This window comes from Rhizobium sp. CB2179 (genome assembly GCF_057653455.1).
This window is the reverse complement of record NZ_CM172781.1, coordinates 948,485-973,986: the sequence shown is the minus strand read 5'-3', so window position 1 is coordinate 973,986 and position 25,502 is coordinate 948,485. Positions and strand designations below refer to the sequence as shown.

At 61.9% G+C, this 25,502-nt stretch carries 28 protein-coding genes; 12 read left to right on the top strand and 16 right to left on the bottom strand.

The features are described 5' to 3' along the window. Positions 1 to 2 precede the first annotated feature (2 nt). Positions 3 to 467, top strand: coding sequence for a hypothetical protein (locus AC244Q_RS04910; protein ID WP_113547074.1), 465 nt, complete (start codon positions 3 to 5; stop codon positions 465 to 467). 59 nt (positions 468 to 526) lie between these two features. On the opposite strand, the gene bla is transcribed toward AC244Q_RS04910, so the two are convergent. From bla to dmeR, 3 genes are all read right to left on the bottom strand, one after another. Continuing rightward, positions 527 to 1,441, bottom strand: a complete 915-nt coding sequence (gene bla, locus AC244Q_RS04905) for a class A beta-lactamase (protein WP_113547073.1) — start codon at positions 1,439 to 1,441, stop codon at positions 527 to 529. A 105-nt stretch (positions 1,442 to 1,546) separates the two neighbouring features. Further along, positions 1,547 to 2,557: a CDF family Co(II)/Ni(II) efflux transporter DmeF gene (gene dmeF, locus AC244Q_RS04900; protein WP_113547106.1), complete on the bottom strand. Its 1,011-nt coding sequence runs from the start codon at positions 2,555 to 2,557 to the stop codon at positions 1,547 to 1,549. A 105-nt stretch (positions 2,558 to 2,662) separates the two neighbouring features. Next, on the bottom strand, positions 2,663 to 2,935 hold the full coding sequence (dmeR, locus tag AC244Q_RS04895) for a Ni(II)/Co(II)-sensing transcriptional repressor DmeR (RefSeq protein ID WP_003546569.1): 273 nt from the start codon (positions 2,933 to 2,935) through the stop codon (positions 2,663 to 2,665). Between the two features lie 268 nt (positions 2,936 to 3,203). Here dmeR and AC244Q_RS04890 point away from each other — a divergent pair, with 268 nt between their 5' ends. Continuing rightward, positions 3,204 to 3,698 carry a GNAT family N-acetyltransferase gene (locus AC244Q_RS04890; RefSeq protein ID WP_128408251.1) on the top strand — a complete coding sequence of 165 codons (495 nt, stop codon included), beginning with the start codon at positions 3,204 to 3,206 and terminating at the stop codon, positions 3,696 to 3,698. A 189-nt stretch (positions 3,699 to 3,887) separates the two neighbouring features. Next, positions 3,888 to 4,517 carry a glutathione S-transferase family protein gene (locus AC244Q_RS04885; protein ID WP_012756623.1) on the top strand — a complete coding sequence of 210 codons (630 nt, stop codon included), beginning with the start codon at positions 3,888 to 3,890 and terminating at the stop codon, positions 4,515 to 4,517. Between the two features lie 126 nt (positions 4,518 to 4,643). On the opposite strand, the gene AC244Q_RS04880 is transcribed toward AC244Q_RS04885, so the two are convergent. The 3 genes from AC244Q_RS04880 to AC244Q_RS04870 all read right to left on the bottom strand — a co-directional run bounded on the left by AC244Q_RS04880 (position 4,644) and on the right by AC244Q_RS04870 (position 6,990). Then, positions 4,644 to 5,558 (bottom strand): cytochrome c, encoded by a 915-nt coding sequence (locus tag AC244Q_RS04880; RefSeq protein ID WP_017993396.1) that lies wholly within the window; start codon positions 5,556 to 5,558, stop codon positions 4,644 to 4,646. A 163-nt stretch (positions 5,559 to 5,721) separates the two neighbouring features. Next, entirely contained in the window at positions 5,722 to 6,162 is a 441-nt protein-coding gene (locus AC244Q_RS04875) for a c-type cytochrome (RefSeq protein ID WP_113547071.1), read from the bottom strand. Between the two features lie 192 nt (positions 6,163 to 6,354). Then, on the bottom strand, positions 6,355 to 6,990 hold the full coding sequence (locus tag AC244Q_RS04870; RefSeq protein WP_128408250.1) for a LysE family translocator: 636 nt from the start codon (positions 6,988 to 6,990) through the stop codon (positions 6,355 to 6,357). Between the two features lie 129 nt (positions 6,991 to 7,119). Here AC244Q_RS04870 and AC244Q_RS04865 point away from each other — a divergent pair, with 129 nt between their 5' ends. Both AC244Q_RS04865 and AC244Q_RS04860 read left to right on the top strand, forming a co-directional pair. Beyond that, entirely contained in the window at positions 7,120 to 7,812 is a 693-nt protein-coding gene (locus AC244Q_RS04865) for a helix-turn-helix transcriptional regulator (protein WP_113547069.1), read from the top strand. 284 nt (positions 7,813 to 8,096) lie between these two features. Further along, positions 8,097 to 9,026 carry an IS110 family RNA-guided transposase gene (locus AC244Q_RS04860; RefSeq protein ID WP_113545960.1) on the top strand — a complete coding sequence of 310 codons (930 nt, stop codon included), beginning with the start codon at positions 8,097 to 8,099 and terminating at the stop codon, positions 9,024 to 9,026. Between the two features lie 173 nt (positions 9,027 to 9,199). On the opposite strand, the gene AC244Q_RS04855 is transcribed toward AC244Q_RS04860, so the two are convergent. The 3 genes from AC244Q_RS04855 to AC244Q_RS04845 all read right to left on the bottom strand — a co-directional run bounded on the left by AC244Q_RS04855 (position 9,200) and on the right by AC244Q_RS04845 (position 11,563). Then, entirely contained in the window at positions 9,200 to 10,045 is an 846-nt protein-coding gene (locus AC244Q_RS04855) for a metallophosphoesterase (protein WP_113547068.1), read from the bottom strand. Positions 10,046 to 10,157: 112 nt separating this feature from the next. Next, the gene (locus AC244Q_RS04850) at positions 10,158 to 10,835 is read right to left on the bottom strand and encodes an HAD family hydrolase (RefSeq protein WP_113547067.1); all 678 of its coding nucleotides are present in this window, start codon (positions 10,833 to 10,835) and stop codon (positions 10,158 to 10,160) included. 125 nt (positions 10,836 to 10,960) lie between these two features. Next, positions 10,961 to 11,563 carry a superoxide dismutase gene (locus tag AC244Q_RS04845; RefSeq protein WP_113547066.1) on the bottom strand — a complete coding sequence of 201 codons (603 nt, stop codon included), beginning with the start codon at positions 11,561 to 11,563 and terminating at the stop codon, positions 10,961 to 10,963. A gap of 225 nt (positions 11,564 to 11,788) precedes the next feature. Here AC244Q_RS04845 and AC244Q_RS04840 point away from each other — a divergent pair, with 225 nt between their 5' ends. The 3 genes from AC244Q_RS04840 to AC244Q_RS04830 all read left to right on the top strand — a co-directional run bounded on the left by AC244Q_RS04840 (position 11,789) and on the right by AC244Q_RS04830 (position 13,839). Continuing rightward, complete coding sequence (locus AC244Q_RS04840; RefSeq protein ID WP_012756615.1) at positions 11,789 to 12,115, top strand: hypothetical protein; 327 nt, start codon at positions 11,789 to 11,791, stop codon at positions 12,113 to 12,115. 278 nt (positions 12,116 to 12,393) lie between these two features. Then, a complete protein-coding gene (locus AC244Q_RS04835; RefSeq protein ID WP_113547065.1) occupies positions 12,394 to 13,047 on the top strand; it encodes a class I SAM-dependent methyltransferase in 654 nt (217 codons plus the stop codon). Positions 13,048 to 13,107: 60 nt separating this feature from the next. Then, positions 13,108 to 13,839: a sulfite exporter TauE/SafE family protein gene (locus AC244Q_RS04830; RefSeq protein WP_113547064.1), complete on the top strand. Its 732-nt coding sequence runs from the start codon at positions 13,108 to 13,110 to the stop codon at positions 13,837 to 13,839. A gap of 27 nt (positions 13,840 to 13,866) precedes the next feature. Here the strand turns inward: AC244Q_RS04830 and AC244Q_RS04825 are convergent, their stop codons facing one another. Beyond that, positions 13,867 to 14,211 (bottom strand): nuclear transport factor 2 family protein, encoded by a 345-nt coding sequence (locus AC244Q_RS04825; RefSeq protein WP_113547063.1) that lies wholly within the window; start codon positions 14,209 to 14,211, stop codon positions 13,867 to 13,869. A gap of 333 nt (positions 14,212 to 14,544) precedes the next feature. Here AC244Q_RS04825 and AC244Q_RS04820 point away from each other — a divergent pair, with 333 nt between their 5' ends. Further along, on the top strand, positions 14,545 to 15,786 hold the full coding sequence (locus AC244Q_RS04820; RefSeq protein ID WP_113547062.1) for a multidrug efflux MFS transporter: 1,242 nt from the start codon (positions 14,545 to 14,547) through the stop codon (positions 15,784 to 15,786). On the opposite strand, the gene AC244Q_RS04815 is transcribed toward AC244Q_RS04820, so the two are convergent. Next, a complete protein-coding gene (locus AC244Q_RS04815; protein WP_113547061.1) occupies positions 15,783 to 16,403 on the bottom strand; it encodes a TetR/AcrR family transcriptional regulator in 621 nt (206 codons plus the stop codon). The genes AC244Q_RS04820 and AC244Q_RS04815 overlap by 4 nt on opposite strands. Before the next feature lie 115 nt (positions 16,404 to 16,518). On the opposite strand from AC244Q_RS04815, the gene gstA reads away from it, so the two are divergent. After that, complete coding sequence (gene gstA, locus AC244Q_RS04810; RefSeq protein WP_113547060.1) at positions 16,519 to 17,202, top strand: glutathione transferase GstA; 684 nt, start codon at positions 16,519 to 16,521, stop codon at positions 17,200 to 17,202. Positions 17,203 to 17,243: 41 nt separating this feature from the next. On the opposite strand, the gene nadE is transcribed toward gstA, so the two are convergent. The 4 genes from nadE to AC244Q_RS04790 all read right to left on the bottom strand — a co-directional run bounded on the left by nadE (position 17,244) and on the right by AC244Q_RS04790 (position 22,556). Continuing rightward, complete coding sequence (gene nadE / locus AC244Q_RS04805) at positions 17,244 to 18,077, bottom strand: NAD(+) synthase (RefSeq protein ID WP_113547059.1); 834 nt, start codon at positions 18,075 to 18,077, stop codon at positions 17,244 to 17,246. A 232-nt stretch (positions 18,078 to 18,309) separates the two neighbouring features. Then, entirely contained in the window at positions 18,310 to 19,515 is a 1,206-nt protein-coding gene (locus AC244Q_RS04800; protein WP_128408136.1) for an adenylate/guanylate cyclase domain-containing protein, read from the bottom strand. Between the two features lie 30 nt (positions 19,516 to 19,545). Then, positions 19,546 to 21,165: an MDR family MFS transporter gene (locus AC244Q_RS04795; protein ID WP_113547057.1), complete on the bottom strand. Its 1,620-nt coding sequence runs from the start codon at positions 21,163 to 21,165 to the stop codon at positions 19,546 to 19,548. A gap of 137 nt (positions 21,166 to 21,302) precedes the next feature. After that, positions 21,303 to 22,556, bottom strand: coding sequence for an HlyD family secretion protein (locus AC244Q_RS04790; protein ID WP_113547056.1), 1,254 nt, complete (start codon positions 22,554 to 22,556; stop codon positions 21,303 to 21,305). 137 nt (positions 22,557 to 22,693) lie between these two features. Between AC244Q_RS04790 and AC244Q_RS04785 the strand changes: the two genes are divergently transcribed. Together AC244Q_RS04785 and AC244Q_RS04780 are read left to right on the top strand one after the other, a co-directional pair. Further along, complete coding sequence (locus AC244Q_RS04785; RefSeq protein WP_113547055.1) at positions 22,694 to 23,596, top strand: LysR family transcriptional regulator; 903 nt, start codon at positions 22,694 to 22,696, stop codon at positions 23,594 to 23,596. Between the two features lie 166 nt (positions 23,597 to 23,762). After that, positions 23,763 to 24,308: a hypothetical protein gene (locus tag AC244Q_RS04780; RefSeq protein ID WP_028741562.1), complete on the top strand. Its 546-nt coding sequence runs from the start codon at positions 23,763 to 23,765 to the stop codon at positions 24,306 to 24,308. Between the two features lie 194 nt (positions 24,309 to 24,502). Here the strand turns inward: AC244Q_RS04780 and AC244Q_RS04775 are convergent, their stop codons facing one another. Beyond that, positions 24,503 to 25,390 (bottom strand): branched-chain amino acid aminotransferase, encoded by an 888-nt coding sequence (locus tag AC244Q_RS04775; protein ID WP_113547054.1) that lies wholly within the window; start codon positions 25,388 to 25,390, stop codon positions 24,503 to 24,505. Positions 25,391 to 25,502 lie beyond the last annotated feature (112 nt).

Sequence of the window (25,502 nt, the reverse complement as noted above, 5' to 3'; positions counted from 1 at the left end):
TTATGGAAATCAGCGGTAATATTCGCAACTATTACGGTGTCGGCGGTCTTTTCGATCAATCGGCCAAATCCAAGAATCAGCAAACGACGGACTTCGACAGCACTGCGCGCAATACCGCGCCCGGTCTCGAGCCCAGCAGCACGCCGCCGTCGATCGCCAATACGATGTGGGCGCTGCAAAGCAGCGAAGGCCCCTATATCAATCCGCCTTCCGACGAAGAAGTTGCGGCGAGTGCTGCTTATGACTCCCTGGTCGACGAATTCTCCAAATGGGGCAACATGACGCCGGCGGAATATATCCGCGCCCGCTATCTCGAACAGCACGATCTGACCGAGGCCGATCTGGCCGCCATGCCGGCCGACCAGCGCGCCGCGATCGAGAAAGAAATCGCCGAGCAGATCAAGCGCGAGATGGCCGGCATTGAGGATGACGGCAGCGAGACGGCGGACGATATCACCGCCGCCTGAGCCACTGAAAGATCGACAGCATGCGGCGGGAGAGCCTTCTCCGCCGCATTTTTTATGATTCACACCATCTCGACGATCATGCGGCCGACTTCGGCAAAGAGCGGGTTGAGCTCCTTTACCGGCACGGTCGTCTCGCTGATATAGACGGCCGCGACGATCGGGCCGCGATCGGGCGGCCAGATCACCGCGATATCGCCGAGAGATCCATTCGGACCGGTGCCGGTCTTGTCGCCGACCTTCCAATCCGCCGGCAGGCCGGCCCTGAGCCGCTCCTTGCCGGTCGTGCTCGTCACCAGCCAGGCGATCAGCCTGTCGCAGGAGGCTTCGGCGAGGACCGAGCCGAGCGTCAGATTGCCGAGCGTGTCGAGCATCGCATCCGGGGTCGTCGTGTCGCGCGGATCACCCTTCCGGCCCTCGTTCAGCGTCGGCTCGGTGCGGTCGAGACGCGTCGTGCCGTCACCGATCGAGCGCAGCCAATCGGTCAGCCCCGCCGGACCGCCGAAACTTTCGAGCAGCAGATTGCCGGCGGTGTTGTCGCTGACCGTCACCGCCGCCTCGCAGAGTTCGGCAAGGGTCATGCCATCGGTTCCGGCATGTTTTTCGCTGATCGGCGAATAATCGACGAGCTTGTCCTTGCCGTAGCTCACCCGCCGGTCGAGGTTCTCCTCGCCCTTGTCGGCCCGGGCAAGCACGAAAGCGGCGGCCAGCGCCTTGAAGGTGCTGCACATCGGAAAGGCCTCGCTGCCGCGATAACCGAAGGAGATGCTCGTCTCGGTGTCGAGCACCGAGACACCGAGGCGGCCGCCGGTGCGTTTTTCCAAAGCGGCAAGGCGATGTTCAATATTGTCCTCGCCCTCGCCGGCACTCTCTTTGGCACTCTCCTTGGCCCCCTCCTCGGCATTGGCTCGAAGCGTCAGCACGGGCAGGCACAATGCCGAGCCTATCAGCATGCGGCGGGTCAGACTGAGATCCATGAAATCCTCCGGCGAATCAGGAGGACAGAGCTAAGCAGCGATTGCGGCGACTTGTCGTCCCCACGGCGATGTTAATCGTCCGTCGAGCGTTTCCGCCCGCGCCGATCATGCGGCGCGCGTGACCTCGACCGTCACATGCGACAGTTCTCCCAGCGCCGAAAGCCTGCCCTTGTAGAAAGCCGGGTCTCGCGGCTGCGAGGTGAGGACGGCGACGATCGCGGCATGATGGCCGGGGCCGACCTGCCAGACATGCAGATCGGTGATCCGGTCGCCCTCCGTCTCGATGGCGCCGCGGATTTCCGCCGGCAGCGTCTCGCCTTCGGGAACGACATCGAGAAGGACGCCGCCCGAGGATCTCATCAGGCTCCAGGACCAGTTGGCGATCACCAGCCCGCCGACGATGCCCATCAGGGGATCGAGCCAGAGCCAGCCGTAGAGACTGCCGAGCGTCAGCGCCGCGATGGCGAGCACGGAGGTCAGGGCATCGGCGATGACATGCAGATAGGCGGCGCGGATGTTGTTGTCGCCGGTCTTTGCGTGATGGGCATGATCGCCATGTCCGTGATGATGATGGCCGTGGGCATGGGCATGGGCATGGGCATGATTACCATGCCCGTGATGCGCATGATTGCCATGCGCGGCATGGCCGCCGCCGGCCAGCAGCCAGGCGCTCACCAGATTGACGGCAAGGCCGATCACCGCCACGGCGATTGCCTGCGCAAAGCCGATCGGCACGGGATTGGAAAGGCGCAGCAGGCTCTCCCAGGCCATCAGCAGGGCGATCAGCGCGAGGACGATGGCGCTGGCGAAGCCGGCGAGATCGCCGAGCTTGCCGGTGCCGAAAGTGAAACGCGGATTGCGCGCCTGCCGGCGGGCGAAGAGATAGGCGAGTGCGGAAATCAGCAGCGCGCTGGCATGGGTCGACATGTGCCAGCCATCGGCGACGAGCGCCATGGAGCCGTAGACAGTGCCGGCGGCGATTTCCGCCACCATCATCACCGCCGTCAGCGCAATCACCAGCCAGATGCGCCGCTCGTTGCGCGCATGTTCACTGCCGAGGAAGACGTGATCGTGTTCCAGGGCATCCATTCCAACTTTGTCGATTCCGGCACTCATGACAGGCTCCTTCGTCGCCATAACTCTTTGTTTTTACGCAATTCTCGGCAAAATCGCTACGCGCTTTGCCTGGGAAAACCGCTTCACGCTTTTCCTGGAATTGCTCTAGCGCATATAGGTTCTCAAGACTTCCGATATTTCCTCGACCGCCTCTGCCCTGGCCGCATCATCAGCGGCATTCAGCACATGCTCGCGCAGGTGATCGTCGAGCACCTCGCCCGTCAGCCCGGTGAGGGCGCCGCGGATCGAGGCGAGCAGCTGCAGGATCTCGCCGCAGGGGCGCTCGGCCTCGAGCGCGCGCTCGACCGCCTCCATCTGCCCCTTCAGCCGGCTGATGCGGGCGACGAGCTTCTTTTTCTGCAGGGTGGTGTGAGACATGATGGACCCTCATATAGCATAGGGGGGTATAGTATCAAGGCTGAAGCCGGGGCTCAATACCTGTGAGGGGCTTGATCCGCCATTGACAAAGCCCGCGTTTCCGACGATTTATGATCCATGATCAAGAACGCGCACCAGAGCCGCTCGTATTTTTGGCTGTACCTGTAAAGGGCGGCTGGACAAGATCATATTGTCAACAAGCCGCCGTCAGGCGGCTTTGTTGTATCGGCAGCGTCCTGACGGCAGACTATCAAAGGACGCGAAGACCATGACCGAAATCGAAGACAGCGAAATTTCACTGATGCGCCCATCGGTGGTGACGATCCGCGCCGCCAAGCCGCGCGACCTGCCCGAACTCAACGAGATGATCGCCCTGCTTGCCGCCCATCACGGCGATGCGGCTGCTACAACGGCGGAGCAGTTGGAGCGCGACCTCTTCGGCCCGCTGCCCTGGATCAATGCGCTCGTCGCCGAGACCAGCGAAGGGCTGATCGGCTACGCCATTCTCGTGCCGCTCTACAGGGCGCAGGAAGGCAAGCGCGGCATGGACCTGCACCATCTCTTCGTGCGCGACGGCCATCGCGGCCACGGCACCGGCCAGTTGCTCGTCGACCGGGCGCGCGAGACCGCCCGCAACGCCGGCTGCGGCTACCTCTCCGTCAGCGCTGCCACCGGAAACGTGCTGGCGCACCGCTTCTACGAACAGCTGGATTTCACCCCGCGGCCAGTGACCGGCATGCGCTACATGCAATCGATCGCCTAAAGCGCGTCGCGCAAAGTGTGAGCGGTGTTGCGATAACAGGATGCGTTGACATAAAGGCCTAAAGCGCGACGAGCAAATCTGAAAGATTGCGACGCGCTTCAGGGCTGGAGGTCATGAAGCGGCCGGTCGGGTTTATGTAGGGACCGGTTTCAGCCTACTGACAATTATCGAATTGCATGAGGAGCTTTCATGCCAGATTTCAAACTACATTGCTTCGCTCTCTCGGGGAACTGTTACAAGGTCGCGCTCTTCCTCACACTTGCCGGCATCGAGTGGGAGAGCATTTTCGTTGACTATCTCGGCGGCGAAACACGCACTGAAGCATGGCGAAAAACCATAAACGAGCAGGGCGAAGCCCCTGTGCTCGAGCACGGCCAAACGAAGATCAGCCAATCGGGGATTATCCTGGACTATTTGTCAGAGGTGACAGGCCACTTCGGGGCGCAGACAGCCGAAGAGCGACGAGACATTATGCGTTGGATTCTTTTCGACAACCACAAATTCACGAGCTATTACGCGACGCTGAGGTTCATGTATGGCCTCCAGAAGAGCGGCGAGACGCCCGTCGTCGAGTTTTTGAGACTGAGGGCCAAAGCTGCCTATGCCATTGTTGACGAACATCTGGCGCACCAGGCCTTCATGGTCGGCGACCGGCTGACGATCGCAGACCTCTCTCTGGCGGGCTACGTCTTTATGCCGGAGGAAACCGGGATAGATCACAGCGCCTTCCCGGCTATCGCAGCCTGGAAAGATCGTATCAGCACGATGCCCGGCTGGCGCCATCCCTATGATCTGATGCCGGGTCCCACCTCCCTATAAACAGGCGTGGGACCCTGCGAAGGCGCCAAGCACAACCGCACTTTAAAGCGCGCGTCGCATCAAACTTGATTCATGCGACGCGCTTCGGATGTTTGTTTTTACGCATGTCGTTGCTCGCAACATGCTCTAGCGTCCCGGCACGGCCTTCAGATAGGCTGCGATCGCTTCACGGTCGGAGGCCGGCAGATGGGCGATGTTCTGCTGCACATCGACCATCGAGCCGCCGACGGAATCGAAATCGGGGGTGAAGCCGGTTTCGAGATAACTGGCGATATCGGCCTCGCTCCAGCCGCCGATGCTCTCGGAAGCCGGGGTGATATTGGGTATGCGACCCTTGCCTTCCGGATTGGGCGCGCCGGCAAGCCACTGATCCGCCTTGAAGCCGCCGAGCGCATCACGCGGCGTATGGCATTCGCCGCAATGGCCGGGGCCTTCGACGAGATATTGCCCGCGCTTGATCTTGTCGTCGCTCTTTGCCAGGGCGACGCGCGGCTGGTCGTTGAGATAGAGAAATTTCCAGCCGCCGAGCGCCAGCCGGATGTTGAAGGGGAACGGCAGTTCGTGCGGCGGCGCCACGTTTGCGCTCTTCGGCAGGGTTTTCAGGAAGCCATAGAGATCGTTGACGTCCTTGTCGCTCATGCGGGAATAGGAGCCATAGGGAAAGGACGGGTAGAGATGCTGCCCGCCCGGGCCGACGCCGCGCTTCATCGCGTTGCCGAACTGAGCAAGTGTCCAGCCACCGATGCCGGCTTTTTCATCGGGTGAGATGTTCGGCACGTGGAAGGTCCCGAAGGGGCTCTTCAGCGCCAGACCGCCTGCAAGTGTCAGCTTTGCATCGCCTTCGGAACCGGGTGCGGCATGACAGCTGACGCAGCCGCCCGCCCAGAAAACCATCTGACCATTTGCCGGATCCGGCGCGCCGAGACCCGCCCAATGGCTCTCCGGCAGCGGATCGGGTGCGGTGACGAGATAGAAGGCGCCCCCGCCGAGCACAGCGACGCCGATCAGACAGAGCAGTACCCGGATGAACCTGCGGACCATGCGCCGCCTCTCCTTTTGCCAATGTTGCCACCGTCGGTCCCACATAAAGCGATCCGCGCCGGCGGCAAGCCCGGCACGGATCGCGGATCCCGAGCGTTCCATTTCCCCCACATCACGCGGAAGCAAGCCGCGCACCTTTGCTGGAATTGCTCAGGCCGGCCTATCACTCCTTGATACGATAGGCCTTGTGACAGCCCGCGCAATTGGCGCCAAGCGTGTTCATCGTGGCGCCGACGGCCGCAGGATCGGCCGGAAGCTGGGCGAGCGCAGTTTCGGCGTCAGTGGAGAGCTTGGCGGCGCGCGCCTTGAAGTCGTCCATGTTTTCCCAGATTTTCGGGCTCGCCTCTTTGTCGCCGGTCTCCGTGCCCGGCTTGAACTGATCGGGGAAAACCTTGGCCGTTGCGGCAATCGTCGTCAGTGCCGCCTTCACCGCCTCGGCGTCGTAAGGCTTCGTGCCCTTGGCGATGGCCGCCAGCGCGCCAGCCGAACCGCCGATCTGCTTCATCAGCGCAATGCGCGAATCATGGGTGCCGTCGGCGGCGGTCACCGAACCGAAGGCCATGCCGGCGATCGCTACAGCCGCAGCTGCTGCTTTCCAATTCATATTTCTCTCCCTTTTTCCTCGGCCAAGCTGGCCGATGGCCAATCTGCACCGGGAGCATGACAAAATCCACGGCGGCAGACAGTCACTTTTTGCCGGATTGTCATAAAAACAATGTGATAGGCCGTTCTCTGCTTTTATGCATGTCGTTATCCCGGAACCGCTGCACACTTCCGGGCGACATGCAGTGGCGGTTCAGGCGCTTTTCCACCCCTGCCAGAGGCTGAAGGCGGAGACGGCAACCAGCAGCAGTCCGGCGAAGCGGCCGACAAAGGCCGTGACGTCAGGGTTGGCGACGAGCAGGTCGCGGCTGCGGCCGGCCGTCATCGCCAGCGTGCCGTAGATGGCGAACTGGGTGACGACAGTCATGATGCCCATGATCAGGCCCTGCATCCAGATCGGGCCATATTCCGGCCTGAGGAACTGCGGGTAGACGGCAAACATGAATATATAGGCCTTCGGATTGACGAGACAGGTGACGGCGCCCTGGCGGAAGGCGCGCCAGCCGGAGCGTGCCGTTCCCGGCCCGACCGCCTCGACGGTGATCGAGCTGCGGATCAGCGAAATACCGATCCAGATCATGTAGGCGACGCCGGCAAAGAGCAGCACGTTGAAGAGCTGCGGCAGCATGGTGACAAGCACGCCGACGCCGGCCGCGCCATAGGCCGAATGCACGGCGCCGCCGGCCATGATGCCGCCGGTCGCCGCCAGCCCGCGCTTGACGCCGCCGGTCAGCGAATTGGCGAGCACGAAGAGCATGTCCATACCAGGCACGATGATGATGCCGAAGAGAAGGGTGAAGAAGAGCCAGAGGTTTTCATTGTAGTTCATGTCAGTTACCGCCTTTGGTTCTGCGGGTCGTTTTGAAAGACCCTGATTGATTTCAATCCGATAGGCGGCTCTATACGGGAACCCAACTGACAGTGTATTGTCAGGAGCGTGGCGGATGGGAGAGGTTAAATGCGCAAGGCCTCGCGGCTTTTCGAGATCATTCAGATCCTCAGGCTGGCAAGAAAGCCGATGACGGCGGCGACGATGGCCGAGACGCTCGAAGTGACCGTGCGCTCGATCTATCGCGACATCGCCGCCCTTCAGGCGATGCGGGTGCCGATCGAAGGCGGGCGCGGCATCGGCTACATCATGCGGCCGGGCTTCGACCTGCCGCCGCTGATGTTCTCGATCGAGGAGATGGAGGCGATCGTGCTGTCGCTAGCGCTGCTCGAACGGACGGCGGACGAGGAGCTGAAACAGGCCGCACGCCGGGTCAACCGGAAGATATCAGGCGCCGTGCCGGCGCCGCTGCGCCAGGCGATGGACAACAAGGCGCTTTATGCCTGGGGCTCGATCGCGCAGCCGGCGGGCTTCGACCTGGCAATCGTGCGCCGCGCGATCCGCGACGAGCGCAAGCTAATGCTCGGCTATCGCGATGAACTCGGCCGCGAGAGCGAGCGGACAATCCGGCCGGTCGCGCTGATCTATTATTCGCAGACCGCCAATATCGTCGCATGGTGCGAGCTGCGCCAGGCAATCCGCAATTTCCGCAGCGACCGGGTGGAGCGCTGCGCGACAGCCGAGGATTTCTTCAAGGGCGACGGCGACCGGCTGAGGGAACTCTGGACCAGTGGGTGGACGGAGAAGGCTGTGCCGGCTTGATGTGTGGCGTTTGGGGTACAAGCAGGGGCGTCAATGTCACCTAACATCCCGGCCACGAGGTTGGCGAGACCAGCCCCTCATCCGCCTGCCGGCACCTTTGTAACTTCCCTTTATCCGCTCCTGGCGCTGTAATGCCTCTTGCGGTGGCGGATGGAAGACCGATGCACCTTTGGGACACCAAGCCCGTGGGAGAGCGTGGGTCTCCATCCGCTGTTCCATTGAACCCGAACAGTCGCCAGGGCCGCTTGCGAAGGCAAAGCCCGATTAGGCAAGGATGGGATCAGATGGAGATTGTTGTTGGAATCGACGTTTCGAAAGAGCGCCTGGATGTTGCGATCCTGCCGCAAGGTGAGGTCTTTGCCGTCGGCAACGACCATGCCGGCATCGATGAACTGGTCGAGCGGCTCAAAGGCATCGGTGTTGATGCGATTGGGTTGGAGGCGACCGGCGGCTACGAGATGCTGGCGGTGGCTGGGCTGTCGGCCGCCGGATTAACCGTCCTCGTCATCAATCCAGCGCAAGTGCGCGCCTATGCCCATGCGATCGGCCGCAGGGCCAAGACCGATCCGATCGATGCCGCCGTCATCGCCGCCTTCGTTTTGGCGACGAAGCCCGAGATCCGGCCGTTGCGCGATGCCGAGACACAGGCTCTTTCCGAGCTTGTGGCTCGCCGGCGCCAGATCGTGCAGATGGTCGTAGCCGAGGAGAACCGGTTGCGCATGGCGCTGGCAAAGCAGGCGCAGAAAAGCATCAAGCGCTTGCTGAAAGCCTTGCGGCGCGAGCTCGAAAGCCTCGATGCCGATCTCGACAGCCACATCCGCAAGTCGCCGGTCTGGCGGGTGCGCGAGGCGCTGTTGACCTCGGTGCCGGGTGTCGGAGCGACGACAGCGCGCACGCTGCTGGCCGAACTGCCGGAGCTCGGCAGCCTCGACCGGCGCGAGATCGCATCGCTGGCTGGCCTTGCCCCATGGACGCGGCAGTCGGGAAAATGGAAAGGCAAGAGCTTCATCGGCGGCGGCCGAGGCAAAGTGCGCGCCGTCCTATTCATGGCCGCCCTCGTCGCCAGCCGATACAACCCCGACCTCAAGGCCTTCCGCGACAGGCTGGTCGCGGCCGGCAAGCCCAAGATCGTCGCCATCGTCGCAACCATGCGCAAGCTACTCACCATCCTCAACGCCATCATCAGGGACGGACGACCATGGCAAACCGCTTGACAAACAAGACAGTCGCTCTCCCCGCAGGCGGGGCGAAGGGGATATGCCGCAAACCTCTCCGTTCCCCACTCACCTCGCGCAAGGCACGTCCCCTCGCCCCGTTTACGGGGAGAGGGTTAGGGTGAGGGGCAGCCACTCGCGCAAACCAAACAATAGCAGCAGCCTATCGCAACCTAATAAGCCAGCGTGCGGCTCACCTCGCGTCCGAAGCCGCGGATTTCGATTCTGGAGGCATAGACCTCGACGATCGCAAAGGCGTTTTCCATCTCGGTGTCAACCACGCCCTTGAAATTGACGAAGTGGCAGGCGCCGGCCATGCCGTAGTTGCCGACGTGGTCGTGGCCGTTGAGATAGGCGACGACATTGCTGCTGGAGGCGAGCAGCGCGACGGTGCGTTCGCTGTCCCACATGCCGTGCTCACTGGGCGGATGCACCGGATAGTGATTCATGACGATCACCTTCTCGCCGGCCGCAGCCGCTTTTGCGATTTCATCGCCGAGCCAGGCGAATTGTTCGTCGCTCAGCGCGGCATTCCAGCGATGGGCATTCCTCGCACCTTTTGCCTGTAGCTCCGCCAGCATCTCAGCGGCAAGGGCGCGATGAGGATGGCCTTCGGGCGGCGCGAAGATGCTGACCTCGTTGCCGTCGAGCACGATAAAGCGCCAGCTGTGGCGCACGAAACTGTAATAGGGCGACGGCATGCCGAGACGCGCGGCGACTTCGGACAAGTGTCCTGCAGAGACCGAGAAATCGTGGTTGCCGAGCAGGAAGAGCGCTTCGTGCCTGAGCGTCTCATAGACCGGCAGGATATCGTCGAAGCTTGAAAATCTGCTGTCGATGACATCGCCGAGCGTCATGACGAAGCTGAGCTGCTCGCCGTTGAAGACCTCGATCGCCGCGGCGACCTTGGCGAGGCTGTTGGCATAATAGCGATCCATCGCAATATGCGGAGCGATCGCCGCATATTGCGGGTCGGCGATGATGCCGAAACGGAATAGGGAAGGAGCGGAAGAAGACATGGGGCGTGATTAGGAGCGGCCAATGACAGGAATGTGACGGCGTCCCAAAGCATGATCGAAATGCGTCAACTGCTGAGATCCCCAAAGTGTGTGATCGCCCATTCCGACGCACTCACGTCGCTTGGAGCGTATCGATCAAGACAGCAAGAACGTCGTGTAAATTTGGTGCGACATATGCACATAGACTTTGAGTATCCTGCGCTGGCTGAACGAGGTCGGGTACCATTATGGTCATCAGGCCGGCGCGAGATGCTGAAAGCACGCCGTTGCGGGAATCCTCAAGTGCAACACAACGGCTGGGGTCCACCCCTAACCGGCTTGCAGCTTTCAAGTACGGCTCCGGATGAGGCTTTCCCGCCCTATAGTCTCCGCGGGCGATGATGTATCTAAAGCGATCTCTCAGATTCACCGCCAGCAGATGACTGAGCACTGTGTCATGGTCTGAGGAGGTAACGATGGCCCACGGAAGTTGAATCTCTTCCAACCAGTCTAGCATTTCGATGACCCCAGGCTTGAGGCGAAGCTCTGTTGCGACCATCGTCTGAAACTGATCCGAGGCCTGTTTCCACAAGTCCTCAATGGCAATTTCTACACCAAGATGCATGCCCAGAAGCGCCTTGGCTGACGCGCTCGGTAGTCCAATCGTTTCCAGATAGGCGGACACCGGGATTTTAAACCCGTTTTCTTCAGCGGCCTTGATAACTGCGTCCCGATACAAAGCCTCGGTATCAAAAATCAAGCCATCCATGTCGAACAGGACAGCTTCGGGCTTATATTGAAGATGCTTCATCTGTTGAGGATCTCACAAAGATCTCGCGACTGATCGTAAAACGAAACACCCGGCGTTTGAGGCGCCGGGTGCTGAGTTCGAAGATTCGGACGACATCGCCGCCATGGCGGCGAGTCTGGTACCGCTTACTTCGTGGCTGCTTCGTAGCGTTCCAGGACGTAGTCCCAGTTGATCAGGCTATCGACGAAGGCCTCGAGATATTTGGGGCGGGCGTTGCGATAGTCGATGTAATAAGAGTGTTCCCAGACGTCGACGCCGAGGATCGGGGTGGCGCCGTGAACGAGCGGGTTTTCGCCGTTCGGGGTCTTGGAGATTTCGAGCTTGCCGTTCTTGACGGAAACCCAGGCCCAGCCGGAGCCGAACTGGGTGGCGCCGGCATTGGCGAAATCGGCCTTGAACTTGTCATAGCCGCCGAGATCGGAGGTAAAGGCCGCTTCGAGCTTGCCCGGCAGCTTGTTGCCGCCGCCGCCCTTCTTCATCCACTTCCAGAAATGGATGTGGTTGTAATGCTGGGCCGCGTTGTTGAAGAGGCCGGCATTGGTGCCGAAGGACTTCTTGACGACGTCTTCGAGCGAGAGGTCCGAAAGACCGGCTTCGGCGGCGAGCTTGTTGCCGTTGTCGACATAGGCCTTGTGGTGCTTGTCGTGGTGGAACTCCAGCGTTTCCTTCGACATGAAGGGAGCAAGCGCTTCGTAGTCATAGGGAAGTTCAGGCAATTCGAAAGCCATGTCAGATCTCCTCTTGGCAATAGATTGCGTCTCGGCAGGTGAGGCGGAACATAGGAGGGGAAAGGGGGAGAGGCAACCGGCGAATTATCAAAAAACGACCGGCCGGAGGAAAATTTGCCTCAGTTGCAGGGTTGGAGTCGTGCGTAGAAATCGCCTGGGCAAATCAATGGGAATACCCGCCCCGAAAACCACTTTGCCCATTATGGAGATCAACGGAGACCCGATATGAACAGGAAAATAATCCAGCCTCTCACTGCCGCCGTACTGCTTTGCCTGGCAGGTGCGGCGCATGCCTCCTCCGATGACGCCTGGAAGCAGCTCGCCGTTGACGTCGAGGCTAAATGCAAGAAGGCAGCGGTCACGATCGAAAAGCCCAGCGCCACCGTCGATCCCTTCGGTAGTTCGCATTACGGGCTTGCCCTTGTGATAGGCAAGCCGAAGGGTGCCAAGGGGTTGATCGCCCAGATCTGCGTCTACGACAAGCAAAAGAAAACCGTCGAGATCGGCAGCGAGCTGGACGCCAAGACGCTCGGTCTCATGCCGGCAAAATAGGCGGCCGCGGGGCTGCCCAGGTGCCGCCAAAGTGATCGCAAGTGAGAATCTGTGCCCTGCGTCACATTTCGTGCGGAACCGGAGCCTACCCTTAGGAGTTGAAAGGCTGGGCTTGAGGGTGGTTCGGCTTTTTTATCGAAGCGAGAACCGCTCAAATCTTTTGTTGTATGCAATTCCTGGAAAACCACTTTTCACTTTTCCTGGAATTATGCAGCAATTCAAAGTGTTCGCGTCCCTTGGGCGTCTGAGAGGCGCGTGGCGCTGTGGGAGGTGCCGGCATGTCAGAGCTTCGCAGCAGGGCGGAAGATCAGCAAAAAATCTACCAGCGTTGGGCACCGGTTTATGACCGCGTCTATCGCGGCATCCTGCGCGATGGCCACCGCAAGCTTGCAGCCCTCGCCGCCGCGGCCGGCACCGACATCCTGGAGATCGGCGTCGGCACCGGCCTGACGCTTGGCCATTACCCGCGCCACTGCCGGGTGACCGGCATCGACATTTCCGAACACATGATCGCGCGGGCGTGTGAAAAGGCGAAACGCGAAAATCTTGAGCACGTGCAGGCGCTGGAGGTGATGGATGCGCATGCGCTCACCTTTGCCGACCGGTCTTTCGATGTGGTCTGCCTGCCCTTCGTCATCACGCTCATCCCCGAACCCGAACGGGCACTGGACGAATGCGCCAGGGTGCTCAGGCCGGGCGGCGAGATCATCCTCGCCAGCAAGCTTGGCGACGGCGCCGGTCTGCAGGGCGCGATCGAGACGGCGCTGGCGCCGCTGGTGCGTCACATCGGCTGGTCCTCCGCCTTCCGCATTCACCGCATCGTCGCCTGGGCCGAGCGCCGCGGCGATTTTGCCGCTGCCGATATCCTGCCGGTCTTTCCGAACGGCTTCTTCAAAATCATCCGGCTGAAGCAGCGTGGACTTGCCGGCTGAGACCGGAAATTTTTTCCCGCGTCGCCTATTCTGATGCTACCGTTCGTCTGAGGGGACTGCATGACATCGGATCTCTTCTTTTTCATCGTCGTGGGTTTCTGCGCGCAGATCGTCGACGGCGCGCTCGGCATGGCCTTCGGCGTACTGTCGACGACGAGCCTTCTCGCCTTCGGGGTGCCGGCGGCCAATGCCAGCGCCATGACGCATGTGGCGGAAATGTTCACCACCGCCGCCTCGGGCATCTCGCATGCCTATCATCGCAACGTCGACTGGCGCCTGGTGGCGCGGCTCGCACCGGCCGGCATGATCGGCGGCGCGATAGGCGCCTATCTGCTTGCCAATATCGACGGCAAGGCGATCGAACCCTTCGTGTCGGCCTATCTGATCGCGATCGGGCTGGTGATCCTCTACAAAGCCTTTCGGCCGCCGCCGACGCGGGACGTTCGCGACTGGATGGTGCCGCCGGTCGGGCTTTGCGGCGGCGTGCTCGATGCGATCGGCGGCGGCGGATGGGGGCCGATCGTCACCAGTTCACTCGTCAGCCGCGGCCATGACCTGAAACGGGTGATCGGCTCGACCAATTTCACCGAATTCGCGGTGACGCTGACGATTTCCCTGACCTTCATGCTGACGCTCGGCTGGTCGGAGCTCAATTCGGCGATCGGCTTGATCATCGGCGGCGTCATCGCCGCCCCCTTCGGCGCGATCCTCGTCAAACGGCTGCCGGTGCGGCCGCTGATGGTGGCGGTGTCGATGATCATCATCGGCACGTCGGCGATACGGATCCTGTAAAGAGCGATCGCCATCCCGGCCGGGGGATCAGAGATTCCGGCCGAAATAGACATCCACGGAGGCGATCTTGTCACCGCGGAAGCGAAGGCTCTCGATGTTGCGGAAGCTGCCACCGTCGCGTTTTTCCGCACGGTAGCGGACGACCGCCTCGTCGCCGTCGATCGCCAGGAATTCGATGTCAAAGCCGCGGAAGACCGGCTCCTTCGGCCAGCAACGCTCGAAATAGGTCGCCCGGTCGATGTGGTCGTCGCGCGGACTGGAGAAGGTGAAATCCTCCGTCAACATGGCGCCGACGATATCCTTGCGGTCGTCGAGATAGGCGGCGTAGAGATGACGGACGGTCTGCTCTCGGGATGTGCGCATGTCGCTCATGGCAATGTCCTTGGATTAACCGATTGCATCATGCAATCGGTCCTGTTCTAGCACTTTTGCCCGAGAGGGTCCAGATTGCGGCTCTCATTTCCAAAGACAGGTCACCGATGCGAAAGCGCCGTCTTGAAGGATGGGCCATAGCGCGGTTATATCAGTGCGTGCCCGCCCTGGAACGGCGAGCGCATGCACCGCTACGGCCTATGCGCTCGACCTCGAAAAGCTCGATCTTCAGGACAGTTTCACCCGCGCCGATCTGATCGCCGCGGCAAAGGGCACATCGTTTTATCAGGCGTGCGGAACTTCGCCCGCGCGATCAATGCCGGGGCAGAGAGAATGACCGATACGCAATTGGACGCCGCCAGCGCCAGGCCGGGCTCGATCCACTGGAAGCGCAATCTTACCATCTCGCTGATCGGCTCCTTCACCACGATCGTGGCGATGACGCTGCTGCTTCCCTTCCTACCGCTTTATGTCGAGGAACTCGGCGTCAGCGACCATGCGGACATCGTGCAATGGTCGGGTATCGCCTATGGCGCCACCTTCTTCGCCGCGGCCCTCGTCGCGCCGCTCTGGGGCCGGCTCGGCGATATTTACGGCCGCAAGCTGATGCTGGTGCGCGCCAGCCTCGGGATGACGCTGGCGATCTCGCTGATGGGCATGGCCGGCAATGTCTGGCAGTTGGTGGCGCTGCGCCTCTTCGTCGGGCTTGCCGGCGGTTATGCCTCCGGCTCGATGGTGCTCGTGGCGACGCAGACGCCGAAGGACCGCTCGGCCTGGGCGCTCGGCGTGCTCTCCTCCGGAATCATGGCCGGCAATCTCGTCGGGCCGCTGATCGGCGGCGCGCTGCCGCCGATCATTGGCATCCGCGGCACGTTCCTCGCCGCCGGCGGTATGATCTTCCTCGCCTTTCTCGCCACGGCCTTGCTGATCAAGGAAGAGAAATCGCCGGCCCGCAAGCAGGCGGCCAAGGCCAGCGGCGGCTGGAAATCCATTGCCGACAAGCGGCCGGTCATCGCCATGCTGGTAACCGGCATGCTCTTGATGTTTGCCAATATGTCGATCGAGCCGATCATCACCGTCTATGTCGCGCAGCTGGTGCCCGTCGAATCCCAGGTGACGATGGTATCGGGCGTCGTCATGTCGGCTGCCGCCCTCGGCAGCATTCTCTCGGCCTCATGGCTCGGCAAGCTTGCCGACAGGATCGGCCATTGGCCGGTGATTGCAGGCGCGCTCGCCGTCGCCGGGCTGCTGCTGATCCCGCAGGCCTTCGTCACCAGCGCCTGGCAACTGATCATCCTGCGCTTCATGATGGGTGTGGCGCTCGGCGGGCTGCTGCCCTGCATCGCCGCGGTCATCCGCCACAGCGTACCTGACAGTGCGGCCGGCAGCATTCTCGGGCTTTCGATTTCCTCGCAATATGTCGGCCAGGTGGCTGGCCCCATCCTTGGCGGTTTCGTCGGCGGGCATATCGGCATGCGGGCAGTCTTCCTCGGCACCTCCGTGCTGCTTGTCGCAGGTGCGGCCTATGCCTGGATGGTACGGCCGAGGGATGCGGAGACTCGGGAGTCGACCTAAGGATTATTGGCGCTTCCGCAGATCAGCTCGACGCCTGACCGGGCGATCGCTTCCAGCGTCTCGCGGCTGTCGCCGGCGCGGGCGCGGACGGCGAGCGAATGCATGACGGCGGAGGCGAGCCTTGCAAGCATCTGCGGATCGGCGCTTTCCGGAAGCTCGCTTCTTTCCACGCCAAGCCGCATGCGCTTTTCGATCTCGTCGTCGAAATCGTTGAGGCTGCGGCCGAGCACCTCGCGGACCCGCTCATGCTGGACCGCCTCGACCGATGCCGTGCCGATCAGCAGACAGCCGCGGGCGGCGGTTTCGCCATGCAGATAGATCGCCAGCGCACCGGCATAGACGCGGGCGATGTTGTCGCGCAGCGGCAGTGACGGGTCGAGTGCCTCAGTCAGCACGTCCATGCCGTCCTGCCGATACCCCTCCAGCGTATCGAGATAGAGATCCTCCTTGTCGCCGAAGGCGCCGTAGAGGCTCGGGCGGTTGAGGTTGGTCGCAGCGCTCAGATTGTCGAGCGAGGCGGCGGCAAACCCCCTGTCCCAGAAGACATCCCGCGCCTTGCCGAGCGCCGCCTTGGCGTCGAAAGCCCTCGGGCGGCCGCGCTTCTTCTCGTCTTTCATATTTGTACCGTTTCGCATTAAATTCTTGACGAGAGTTATTTTATGCGAAACAGTACAAATGTTCAACGTTATTGGCGGGCGGCACCGACCGCCTCCACAAGGGGAGGAAACCGCAATGAAACTTTACATGCACGCAGCCGCCTGTTCGCTTTCGCCGCACATCATCTGCCGCGAGCTCGGGCTCGATATCGAGCTCGTCCAGGTCGACCGTAAGACCTACAGGACGAGCACCGGCGAGGATTACCTCGCGATCAACGGCAACGGCTATGTGCCGGCGCTGGTGCTCGACGATGGCAAGGTGCTGACCGAGGGACCGGCGATCGTGCAGTTCCTCGCCGACAGCGTGCCCGAAGGGGCAGCCCTGTTGCCTGAGGTCGGCAACATCCGCCGCAACGAGGTGCAATCCTATCTCAACTTCATCACCGCCGAGCTGCACAAGCCGATGGTGCTGCTCTTCAATCCGACTTATTCCAGCGTTCATGGGGAAGTCCGCGCGCTGATATCGAAGCGGCTCACCTGGCTGAACGGTCGCCTTGCCGGACCCTATCTCACCGGCGATGCCTTCACGGTGGCGGATGCCTATCTCTTCGTCTGCCTGAACTGGTCGCCCTGGACCGACATCGATCTCAAGCAATGGCCGGCGCTGCACGGCTTCATGGCCCGCGTGGCGGCACGGCCGAAGGTGCGCGAGGCATTGCGGGCCGAAGATCTCGAGGCCTTCGATGCCGACGGCGTCTATTTCGCGCCGCATGCCTATCTCGCTTCATCAGGACGAACAGGAGAGCCGGTCAGACCGTAAATCCCCAGCTTGCGCCCGCGCATCCCGCGCTTGGGCGACCGTCAGAGCGCGCTGACCGCCACCGGCAAAGCGCGCTTGTGAGCAGTCGCCCGATAGGCGGCGAGGATGCGGCGGCGGGCGATCTCGCCGACCGGCTTGCCTTCGAGGAAATCGTCGATCTCGTCATAGCTGACGCCATAGGCCTCCTCGTCGGGGCGCAGCGGCCGATGGTCCTCGAGATCGGCGGTCGGCACCTTGAACACCAGCTCGTCCGGGGCGCCGAGCCGCTTTGCCAGCAGGCGGACGCGGCGCTTGTTGAGGCCGGCGAGCGGCAGGATATCGGCGGCGCCATCGCCGAACTTGGTGAAGAAACCCATGACCGCCTCGGCCGCATGATCGGTGCCGATGACGAGGCTGCCAAGCGCCCCGGCAAGAGCGAACTGGGCGATCATCCGCTGGCGCGCCTTGATATTGCCGAGGATGAAATCCTGCCGGCCGGCATCGGCAAAGGCGAGGCCGCCGTCCTGCGCGGCGGCAAGCATCGCATCCGCCGGTGCCTTGATATTGACCACCATCGAGCGGTCGGCGCCGATCGTTTCCAGCGCCCTTCCCGCATCCGCCTCATCCGCCTGGACACCGTAGGGAAGGCGCACGGCAATGAATTCGGCCGCATGGCCGCTGTCACGCAGCTCGCGCACCGCCTTTTGAGCCAGCAGCGCCGCCGTCAGCGAATCGACGCCGCCGCTGATCCCGAGGACGTAGCCGCGCATGCCCGAGGCGACGAGATAATCCTTGAGAAAAGCGGTTCGCCGTTCGATCTCGCGCTCAGGGTCGATGTCGGCGGCGACACCCAGTTCGCGGATGATCTCGCCTTGTTCGTCGAACAGCACAGTCATAAGCCTCTTCCTCCCCGCTTACGGAATTTCGGCGCCACTATGGCGAAAAGATGGGGGAAGACGAAACCGTTTCGGGCAGACCTGCCATGCGTTTTATGCAAGTGGGCGGTTTGGTATCTCGGTGGGTGCAGCACCCCCTCTGCCCTTTGTTTGGGGAAGCCATCGCGCCCATCCAATCTCCCTCCTTGTGGGGGAGATGCCCGGCAGGGCAGAGGGGGGTGGCGTCGCGCCCCTACCGTACGATCGTAAACAGCTCCACCGGATCGGCAAACCCCTTCAGCCCGTGCGCCCCGACCGACACCACATCCCCTGCCCCCGCTTCGTCGCGAAACGGCGCCGACATCAGCAGTGCCTCTCCCAGTTCGCTGCAGGCGGTTTGGATACGGCTGACCAGATTGACGTCGCCGCCGATCAGGGTGAAGTCGAGGCGGCGGCCGGAGCCGACATTGCCGTAGCTGACCTCGCCATAATGCAGGGCGATGCCGGCTTTGACTCCGATGCCCTCGTACTGGAAATGGTCGATCTCATCGAGGATGGCGCGGGCCGATGCCAGGGCCGCGCCGCAGGAATGGGCGGCATCATAACCCGGGAAGAAGGCAAGCACGGCGTCGCCCATGAACTTCAGCACCTCGCCGCCTTCACGGGTAATGGCCGGCACGATCCTGTCGAAATAGGCGTTCAGCAGCCCGAGCACGGTGCTGCCGGGCAGCCGGTTCGACAGTTCGGTAAAGCCGCGCAGATCGCAGAGCAGCAAAGCTGCCTCCATCGATTCGATCTCGTCGCGGCGGATGCGGCCGGCCAGGATGCGGCTTGCCGTCAGCGGGCCGATATAGGTATCGAGCAGGCTGAGCTCGACCTGGCGAAGGATGCGCAGCTCGCTGGTGTTGCGCAGCGCCGGCAGGATGCGCTCGATCACCTCGCGCTCGGAGGCGGTGAAGCCGCCCGGCCGCTTGGTGCCGAAGACGGCGGCGCTGACCGGGCCGTCGACATTGCAGAGTGGCGCGATGACGAGCTGCATAAGGCCGCGATCGGCAAAGACATCGATATGCTGCCAGCGGCCATGCACGCTTTCTCTGGTATCGACGACCAGCGGCTCGCGGGTTTCCATGACCTTGCGCAGCGGCGTATTTGATATGGCGACGCGCGCGCCGTGTTCCCGATCATGGATCTCGACCGGTTCGCCCGGCGCCCAGGCGATGGTGCGGCCAATGAACTCGGGATGCAGCGTCATCAGATGCAGCGTCAGCCGGTCGACCGGCAGGCCGAGCGCCTGAAGCCTGCGGCCGAGGCCGGAGACGAGGCCCGCTTCATCGAGCGCGTGGCATTCGTCGCCGGAGAGCCACTCGATGATCGAGAGCAGTGCGCCGACGCTGACGGCATGGCCGGCGGTCTTCGTTTGGAGCCTGTTGGTATCGGGAGCATAGATCGCTGACGTCATGGCTTTCTCCTCCTTGAGGGCCGCACGGCGCTAGTGGGCGCCGCCGCCGGAGAGTTGACCGGGTTTCCTGAGAAGCAGGCTTGCAAGCAGGGCGACGACGAGGGCGACGCCGAGCAGGAAGAAGGTGTCGCTGAAGGCCATGATATTGGCCTGTTTGCGTATTTTGAGCGCGATGGCGACGACGGCCTTATGGCCGGCAAGCGCCTGATCGCTGACACCGTGGCTCATGAAATAGCCGGTGAGCCTGGCGATGCGATCGCGCGTGGCTTCCTCGAAGATCGAGACCGAGTGGGTCAGGATATTAGAGTGGAACTGCTCGCGTTTCGACAGGAAGGTTTGCAGCGAAGCGATGCCGACGGCGCCGCCGAGATTGCGCATCATATTGAAGAGTGCGGAAGCCGAACCGGCATTTTCTTGCTCGATGCCGGCGGTGGCGATTGCCGAAAGCGGCGTGAAGACGAGCGCCTGGCCGATCGCACGGACGATGTTCGGCCAGAACAGCTGGTCGCTGGCATAATCGCCGGTCATGTGGACGTTCATGAAGTTCGAGGCGGCAAAGAGGGCAAAGCCGACAACGATCAGCAGGCGGACATCGAAACGCTTCATGAGCTGCGGCACCAGCGGGATCAGCAGCAACTGCGGGATGCCGGTCCAGGCGAGAACCATGCCAATCTGCTCGGAATTATAGCCCTGAATGCGGGTCAGATAGATCGGCAGCACGAAGACCGAGCCGTAAAGCGCAATACCGAGCAGGAAATTGGCGACGATGCCGAAGCCGAAGTTGCGGCGCACGAGCAGGCGCAGGTTCAGCAGCGGATTGGCGGTCTTCAGCTCGATGATCAGGAACAGCGTCAGCGAGACGGCGGCGATAACGGACAGGCGGAGGATGAAATCGGAGCCGAACCAATCTTCCTTGTTGCCCTCTTCCAGCACGGTCTGCAGGGCGGCGAGGCCGATTGCCATGGTGATGATGCCTGGCCAGTCACCCTTGGCGAGCAGCTTCAGGTTCATCGGCGCGCGGTCGAGCGAGGCCCAGAGCAGGCCGACCATCAGCGCGCCGGGTACCAGGTTGACATAGAAGATATGTTCCCAGCCCCAGTTCTCGGTGAGATAACCGCCGATCGTCGGGCCGATCGCCGGCGCGAAGGTGGCAGACAGGGCAAAGAGCGCGAGGCCGATCGGCTGCTTGGCCTTGGGCAGCAGGGTGATGATGATGGTGAAGGCCATCGGGATCAGCACGCCGCCGGAAAAGCCCTGAATGGCGCGCAGGATGATCATCTGCTGCAGATTGGCCGCGAAGGCGCAGGCAACGGAGAAGATGAGGAAGAGGATGGCGTTGGTGAGCAGGTAATTGCGGAGCGAGAAGACCCGCGCCAGCCAGGCGCTGAGCGGAATGACGACGATCTCGGCGATCAGATAGGAGGTCGAAATCCAGCCGCCGTCATCGGTGCCGGCGCCGATCGCGCCCTGGATATCGGCAAGCGAGGCATTGACGATCTGGATGTTGAGGACGGCCATGAAGGCACCGAGCGTCGAGCCGACAACGGCTGCCCACATGCGAAGTGGGCTCATCGCCGCAGGTGTCGCGGGCGCTGCAACGGCGGGGGGCGCCAGCGCATTGCTGTTGGCTGCGATCTGAAGAGTGGCCATGGCTTATCTCCTTCCAGCTCTCGCGGGAAACTTTCTCATGACGGGGTTCGGGTGATCATTCGGGGAATGATCGGGATCATTCGGGAATGATCGGGATAATTGGGCGAAGAAGGGAAGGATCATCCAGCGTGGCTGGATTATCCCTCCCCGGCTGTTCCAGGGGCTTGGGCAGGCTTGGTCTCGGCAGCTTGGGTCTGGGCAGCCTTGGTATCGATTTCCGGCTCGACCGACATGCCCGAGCGCAACAGGCCGCTCAGCGCCTCGTCGTCGATGACGATCTTGACCGGGATGCGCTGGACAATCTTGGTGAAATTGCCGGTGGCATTGTCCGGTGGCAGCAGCGAGAATTCCAGGCCGCTTGCCGGCGAAACGCTGTCGACATGACCCTTGATCGAGATATCGGGAAAGCTGTCGACCTTGATCTCGACCGACTGGCCGGGGCTGATATAGGTCAACTGCGTTTCCTTGAAATTGGCGACGACATAGACCGCATGCAGCGGAACGACCGCCATCAGCTGCGTGCCCGAGGTGACATACTGGCCGACCCGGATAGACCGGGCGCCGACCGTGCCGTCAACGGCGGCGACGATATCCGTATAGGAGAGGTTGAGCTCTGCCTGCTGGGCGGCGGCTGCCGCACGGTCACGCTGGGCAACCGTCTGTTCACGCTCAGTCTGCAGCACCGGCACCTTATTCTGAGCCGTGACGAGGGCTGCCCGATCGCGCTCGACGGCGGCAGCGGCCTGGTCGCGGGCCGACTGGGTCTGTTCGGCGCGAGACTGGGTGCCGGCACCGTTGGTGATCAGGCGGGCCGAGCGGGCGGCATCGGATACTGCGAAATCCAGCGATGCCTGCGAGGCATCGATCGTCGCCCTCGCCTGCTCGATGACGGACTGCTGCAGGGCGATCTGGGCATCGATATTGGTGATGGCGGCTTCCGCTGCCTTCACATCGGCCTTGGCCTGCGACAGCGCCGCCTGGAAGTCGCGGTCGTCGATCCGGGCGAGAACCTGGCCGGCCTTGACCGCGTCATTGTCGTTGACGAGCACTGCCTTGATATAGCCGGCGACCTTCGGGGCGACAGTGGTGTAATCGGCCTTCACATAGGCATCGTCGGTGGATTCGATGAAGCGGCCGACCGTCCAGTAGCGGTAGCCGAAATCGCCTGCGAAGGCGACGCCGGCAAGCAGCGCCGCTGCAATGACCGCGCGCTTGACGATGCGGCGGCCGGTCTTTTTGGGAGTTTCCGCAGCCGGTGCTTCGGCGACCGGCGCTTCGGAGACAGGCATGGGGGGCGCCTCCGCCGTAGGCGCCCTGGCCACTTCCTCGGCCAGGATCTGCTCAGCCTCCCTCGCACTTTCGAAAACGTCTTTGCGGGGTAACTCGACCATCGTCCTTCTCCTTCACCGTTGGCCTCCTCGTGAGAGGCCCTGTTCGATATGAAGGAAAATGCACCCTGACATTTATTTTGATAATCTGCTTATATCGGGAAGGATCATCAACTCTCAGCGGATAATCCGAGGGCAATATGGATCGGCTGACAAGCCTCACAGTCTTTGGCCGGGTGGTGGAATGCGGTGGTTTTTCCGCCGCCGCGCGCCGGCTCAACATGTCCGTCACCATGGTTGGCAATCACGTGCAGTCGCTGGAGGACCGGCTCGGCGTGCGACTGCTCAACCGCACGACACGCAAGGTCAGCCTGACGGAAACCGGCAAATATTACTATGAGCGCTCTTTGCAGATCCTGGCCGAACTCGATGAGGCGGACCGGACGGCCGGCGCGCTGAGCACGACGCCGCGCGGCACGCTGAAGGTTTATACCAGCAGCGCCATCGTGCGTTTCCTGCTGCCCGTCGTCGGCGAATTTATGGAACTCTATCCGTCGATCTCACTCGATTTCAGCGTCGGCGAGCGGATGGTCGACATGATCGAGGATGGATACGACCTGGTGATGCGCACCGTACCGCCGCCGGATTCATCGCTCATCGCCCGCAAGCTGACGCCCTGGCGCCACATGCTCGTCTGCTCGCCGGCCTACTTCGAGAGCCATCCGATGCCGAAGACGCCGGCCGAGGTCGCCGATCACAATTGCCTGCAATATGCTTACTACCCCTATGGCGACGAATGGCGCTTCGAGGATGGCGAAGGCAAAAAGGAGAGCGTCAAGATCAGCGGCAATGTCGTCTCAAACAGTGCCGAGATGCTGCGTTTCCTGACGCTGACCGGACGGGGCATCTTCCTGGCGCCGAGTTTCGTGGTGTTCGACGACATCGCCGAAGGGCGGCTGGTGAAGATCATGCCGGACTACCGGCCGATCGAATTCAACATCAACGCGGTCTATCCCAACCGCAGCCATCTCCCGACGAAGGTGCGGCTGTTCATCGACCTCTTGGCGGAGAGATTTGCGGAACATCGGAAGTGGATGACGTGAGGGGCAATTTTACATTGGAGGTCACCCTTCACTGCAACACAGCGGAATTCGGCAGCAATGCCGTTCGGCCCCAAAAATGCCTCGACTTCGCTGGACACCATTCGACTATGAAAAACAACAGGATGGTGTGTCGGCTGTGCCCATAGATATTTGGAATGTTCGGCGAATGGTCATCGCCGCTTTTCTTGGCATCGCGTGTGCAGCTTACCATCGCGCCTTGGATTTTTGGCCGCTTGATTCGGCCAATGGGCTACGAGGACTCTTGGATCTATTGGGAGGGCCGCTGCTCTTTCTCTCGGTCGCGGGCATACTGTTCGTTTGGTTTATCGGCGCATTAGTCGCGTTATTTCGTCGTCGTATCCGTGGAATGGTGAGTCGTCTTATTGCTATCATCATTGTTCCGGTTTGTTTTGGGACGATGATCACCGTGCCTTTGTTCGATCCTTGGCTATGGTACGTCATTTTCAATAAATCGCGTTTCGAAGCGTCGGCAGCCGCGAGTGGCTCTGCACAGAACGGTACGATCATTGAGGGGCGCGACGTTTCGACAGGGATCGCCGGCGCGGGTTACAATCATTTTGTCGCTCTCATCTTTAGCGAAAGCGATCCGCCCAAACTGGTTTATGGCGACAGCGATGAAGAAAAATTGGCAGCCAATTCGGTGCTGACGCACCTCTACGGCAATTTCTACAGGCGAGATGAGTACTTTTGACGACCCTTGCGTGAACTGAGAGGCTGCGGCTATCCCCCTTCGCCCCGCAAGCGGGGAGAAGGTGCCGGCAGGCGGATGAGAGGCGGGCTGGGCTCTGATCCGCCGAACCGCTGCAGCCCTGCGCTTGCGCTTCGGGCGTTCGTCGTTGCAATCGATTCACTGGATCGATTGCTCCCGCTTCGCGGGACCTCTCCTCACTCCTCGCTCTCGCTGCGGCCGAAGGCCCAGTCCATGTAGAGTTCCAGCGCCTTGCGGGTGACCGGGCCTTCCTGCAGGTCGCGGCCGTCGAGGCGGGTGACGCCGACGACTTTGGAGTAGTTGCCGGTGGTGAAGATCTCGTCGGCTTGCATGAAATCCTCGACGGAGAGCGCTGCTTCATGCACGTCGAAACCGGCCTTGCGCAGCAGGTCAATAACGCGGGCCCGCGTAATGCCGGCAAGGAAGGTGCGGTTGGCGGCGGGCGTCATCACCACGCCGTCCTTGACCATGAAGACGTTCGAGGAGGCGGTCTCGACGACATTGCCGTTCAGGTCGCGCACCAGCGCATTGTCGAAACCGCGGCTGCGCGCCTCGGCGATCATCCGGCCGCTATTCGGATAGAGCGAGCCGGTCTTTGCCTCGGTCATCGCCGTTTCCGGCGACGGGCGCCGATAGGGCGAGACAGTGAGGCTGGTGCCGCCATGACCGCCCATCGGCGCCTCGAACAGGCAGAGCGCGAAGCGGGTCGATTCCCCGTCGACGGCGACGACGCTGCCGGGCGAACCGTGTTCGCCCCAGTACATCGGCTTGATATAAATCGCCGTGGCGCCATCGAATTTCGCAACGCCTTCCCAGGCGAGCGCTACGATCTCCTCGGCCGATTTCACCGGCTTCAGGCCCATGGCAAGTGCCGAGCGATTGATGCGCTGGCAATGCAGGTCGAGATCCGGCGCGATGCCGTCGAACCAGCGGGCACCGTCGAAGACCGTGGAGCCGAGCCACATGGCATGGGAGGTCGGCCCGATCAGCGGCGGATTGCCGGGGAGCCACTCTCCATCGACATGAGTCCAGGTGGTTGAACGGGGTGTTGTATCGACTGCCATGATGGTTTCCTCCTGAAGCCGGAGAAGGAAAAACCGCCGCGGTAAGCCGGGTCAAGGACAAATCCCGAGCGGAAACACGGAAGCAAGAAAATGCCGGGGAATGCCGCCAGGC

What these genes read in the sequence shown, in the direction of transcription:
- AC244Q_RS04865 (WP_113547069.1), top strand. Translation starts at nt 7,120, where the DNA reads ATGCGCAAGGCCTCGCGGCTTTTCGAGATCATTCAGATCCTCAGGCTG.
- AC244Q_RS04845 (WP_113547066.1), bottom strand. Translation starts at nt 11,563, where the DNA reads ATGGCTTTCGAATTGCCTGAACTTCCCTATGACTACGAAGCGCTTGCT.
- AC244Q_RS04875 (WP_113547071.1), bottom strand. Translation starts at nt 6,162, where the DNA reads ATGAATTGGAAAGCAGCAGCTGCGGCTGTAGCGATCGCCGGCATGGCC.
- AC244Q_RS04785 (WP_113547055.1), top strand. Translation starts at nt 22,694, where the DNA reads ATGGATCGGCTGACAAGCCTCACAGTCTTTGGCCGGGTGGTGGAATGC.
- AC244Q_RS04885 (WP_012756623.1), top strand. Translation starts at nt 3,888, where the DNA reads ATGCCAGATTTCAAACTACATTGCTTCGCTCTCTCGGGGAACTGTTAC.
- AC244Q_RS04775 (WP_113547054.1), bottom strand. Translation starts at nt 25,390, where the DNA reads ATGGCAGTCGATACAACACCCCGTTCAACCACCTGGACTCATGTCGAT.
- AC244Q_RS04840 (WP_012756615.1), top strand. Translation starts at nt 11,789, where the DNA reads ATGAACAGGAAAATAATCCAGCCTCTCACTGCCGCCGTACTGCTTTGC.
- bla (WP_113547073.1), bottom strand. Translation starts at nt 1,441, where the DNA reads ATGGATCTCAGTCTGACCCGCCGCATGCTGATAGGCTCGGCATTGTGC.
- AC244Q_RS04870 (WP_128408250.1), bottom strand. Translation starts at nt 6,990, where the DNA reads ATGAACTACAATGAAAACCTCTGGCTCTTCTTCACCCTTCTCTTCGGC.
- AC244Q_RS04850 (WP_113547067.1), bottom strand. Translation starts at nt 10,835, where the DNA reads ATGAAGCATCTTCAATATAAGCCCGAAGCTGTCCTGTTCGACATGGAT.
- AC244Q_RS04910 (WP_113547074.1), top strand. Translation starts at nt 3, where the DNA reads ATGGAAATCAGCGGTAATATTCGCAACTATTACGGTGTCGGCGGTCTT.
- gstA (WP_113547060.1), top strand. Translation starts at nt 16,519, where the DNA reads ATGAAACTTTACATGCACGCAGCCGCCTGTTCGCTTTCGCCGCACATC.
- AC244Q_RS04820 (WP_113547062.1), top strand. Translation starts at nt 14,545, where the DNA reads ATGACCGATACGCAATTGGACGCCGCCAGCGCCAGGCCGGGCTCGATC.
- dmeF (WP_113547106.1), bottom strand. Translation starts at nt 2,557, where the DNA reads ATGAGTGCCGGAATCGACAAAGTTGGAATGGATGCCCTGGAACACGAT.
- AC244Q_RS04860 (WP_113545960.1), top strand. Translation starts at nt 8,097, where the DNA reads ATGGAGATTGTTGTTGGAATCGACGTTTCGAAAGAGCGCCTGGATGTT.
- AC244Q_RS04835 (WP_113547065.1), top strand. Translation starts at nt 12,394, where the DNA reads ATGTCAGAGCTTCGCAGCAGGGCGGAAGATCAGCAAAAAATCTACCAG.
- AC244Q_RS04825 (WP_113547063.1), bottom strand. Translation starts at nt 14,211, where the DNA reads ATGAGCGACATGCGCACATCCCGAGAGCAGACCGTCCGTCATCTCTAC.
- AC244Q_RS04815 (WP_113547061.1), bottom strand. Translation starts at nt 16,403, where the DNA reads ATGAAAGACGAGAAGAAGCGCGGCCGCCCGAGGGCTTTCGACGCCAAG.
- AC244Q_RS04830 (WP_113547064.1), top strand. Translation starts at nt 13,108, where the DNA reads ATGACATCGGATCTCTTCTTTTTCATCGTCGTGGGTTTCTGCGCGCAG.
- nadE (WP_113547059.1), bottom strand. Translation starts at nt 18,077, where the DNA reads ATGACTGTGCTGTTCGACGAACAAGGCGAGATCATCCGCGAACTGGGT.
- AC244Q_RS04800 (WP_128408136.1), bottom strand. Translation starts at nt 19,515, where the DNA reads ATGACGTCAGCGATCTATGCTCCCGATACCAACAGGCTCCAAACGAAG.
- AC244Q_RS04890 (WP_128408251.1), top strand. Translation starts at nt 3,204, where the DNA reads ATGACCGAAATCGAAGACAGCGAAATTTCACTGATGCGCCCATCGGTG.
- AC244Q_RS04790 (WP_113547056.1), bottom strand. Translation starts at nt 22,556, where the DNA reads ATGGTCGAGTTACCCCGCAAAGACGTTTTCGAAAGTGCGAGGGAGGCT.
- AC244Q_RS04880 (WP_017993396.1), bottom strand. Translation starts at nt 5,558, where the DNA reads ATGGTCCGCAGGTTCATCCGGGTACTGCTCTGTCTGATCGGCGTCGCT.
- AC244Q_RS04855 (WP_113547068.1), bottom strand. Translation starts at nt 10,045, where the DNA reads ATGTCTTCTTCCGCTCCTTCCCTATTCCGTTTCGGCATCATCGCCGAC.
- AC244Q_RS04795 (WP_113547057.1), bottom strand. Translation starts at nt 21,165, where the DNA reads ATGGCCACTCTTCAGATCGCAGCCAACAGCAATGCGCTGGCGCCCCCC.
- dmeR (WP_003546569.1), bottom strand. Translation starts at nt 2,935, where the DNA reads ATGTCTCACACCACCCTGCAGAAAAAGAAGCTCGTCGCCCGCATCAGC.
- AC244Q_RS04780 (WP_028741562.1), top strand. Translation starts at nt 23,763, where the DNA reads ATGGTCATCGCCGCTTTTCTTGGCATCGCGTGTGCAGCTTACCATCGC.